The 1,446-nt window shown below is 35.8% G+C and carries 3 protein-coding genes; 1 reads left to right on the top strand and 2 read right to left on the bottom strand.

Going from position 1 to position 1,446, the window contains the following annotated elements; translation table 11 throughout:
• Positions 1-190: 190 nt before the first annotated feature.
• A complete protein-coding gene (locus AC4EHK_RS19355) occupies positions 191-649 on the top strand; it encodes an SRPBCC family protein (RefSeq protein ID WP_490980358.1) in 459 nt (152 codons plus the stop codon).
• An 89-nt stretch (positions 650-738) separates the two neighbouring features.
• Here the strand turns inward: AC4EHK_RS19355 and AC4EHK_RS19350 are convergent, their stop codons facing one another.
• The gene (locus AC4EHK_RS19350) at positions 739-1,065 is read right to left on the bottom strand and encodes a permease (RefSeq protein WP_490980359.1); all 327 of its coding nucleotides are present in this window, start codon (positions 1,063-1,065) and stop codon (positions 739-741) included.
• A gap of 79 nt (positions 1,066-1,144) precedes the next feature.
• On the bottom strand, positions 1,145-1,348 hold the full coding sequence (locus AC4EHK_RS19345) for a helix-turn-helix transcriptional regulator (RefSeq protein WP_490980357.1): 204 nt from the start codon (positions 1,346-1,348) through the stop codon (positions 1,145-1,147).
• Positions 1,349-1,446 lie beyond the last annotated feature (98 nt).

Raw genomic sequence — 1,446 nt, 5'->3', positions numbered from 1 at the left:
GTGTACTTTTACGAACGGATTATTGGAGGGGCTATATAGTGTAGTTTATTTCGTTGAGCAGTAATGAATGTTAATATAGTAGTCAATCTATACAATAAATCAAAGCCCACGGAATTTAATAATTTAGTCCAAAAACCTTTGAGTTGAGAGACTTTAAAGATAAAGAAGATAGCTGGGAGGAATTTCACTTATGCCGATTATCACGCATGAAATTTATATCCAAGCTCCAATCAGAGTTTGTTTCGATCTTGCCAGAAATGTTGATATACATACCGAAACTACTGCTAAGACAAAGGAACGAGCTATTGCAGGAGTAACAACAGGGTTAATGGAAGAAGGAGACAGCGTAACTTGGGAAGCTATTCATTTTGGTGTGAAGCAAAAGCTCACTGCTAGAATCATCGAAATGGAGAAACCCTATCGATTTACAGATGAAATGGTTAAAGGGGCATTCCATTCTTTTGCCCATACACATGAATTTATCGAAAAAGACAGCGGAACAATCATGAAAGACAGATTTGTTTATCGTTCTCCTCTTGGCCTTTTCGGGAAAATAGCGGACAAGTTATTTTTAGAAAAATATATGAGACAATTTATTCTGGACCGGGCAATTGAACTAAAGAAAATAGCAGAATATAAGAAGAAGTAGAGTTTACATATCATAACTTATAGGAAGAAAACTTAGAAGAACAAAATAAAGGAAGAAAAAAGACTTCGCAAGCCATCTTTTCTTCCTTTTTAATATCTCCGGGCAAGAACAACCATTGAGATAAAGATAGTGCTGATCATGAGTGCAATTAAAACATTAAGGGCTTCGATTGCAGTCAAGGAAATAAGATCCAAACCAAGAGCAGTCGTAAGGAAAAACGAATAAATTAAGAAAGCAAGACCTGAAAAAAACATTCCCTTTTCACGTATCATTCTTATTCGCTCATCCTTTTGGCTAAATTGTGGAGCCAAGTAACTTAAACAAAAAGACATCACAGCCAAAGAAAGCAGAGTATAAGTTTCAGAATTTGGAGCGCTTTTCGTCATGATGGCTGCAAGCAGCAAAAAGCCGCCCATCAATGTAAAAAAGGATCCGAAGATTGTAAATACAGCTCGATTTTCGATAATATCTCCTCCGTAACTTTAAGTAGTTTGTTCATTCATCAGTTTCATCTAAAAAGAAAATATCCTCGATATAGGTATTAAATGTTTTACCTATCTGCAAAGCGAGAGGAAGAGAAGGATTGTATCTCCCTTTCTCAATCGAAATAATCGTTTGCCTGGAGACACCCAACTCTTTTGCCAACTTGTCTTGTGAATAATCGTGTTTCTCTCGAAATTCCTTCAATTTATTATTCACTTCATCACTTCCTCATTTGATAAATTCAGTATATATGTAAAGGTTGCTTAACGTCAAGCATACTTTACACAAATGGTTTACATATGAGGGATTATCGG

Source organism: Planococcus sp. TJ-307, from assembly GCF_058268435.1.
This window is presented reverse-complemented; position numbering and strand designations above follow the sequence as displayed.

Coding starts and splice junctions, on each gene's coding strand:
- AC4EHK_RS19355 (WP_490980358.1), top strand. CDS start 191: ATGCCGATTATCACGCATGAAATTTATATCCAAGCTCCAATCAGAGTT.
- AC4EHK_RS19350 (WP_490980359.1), bottom strand. CDS start 1,065: ATGGGCGGCTTTTTGCTGCTTGCAGCCATCATGACGAAAAGCGCTCCA.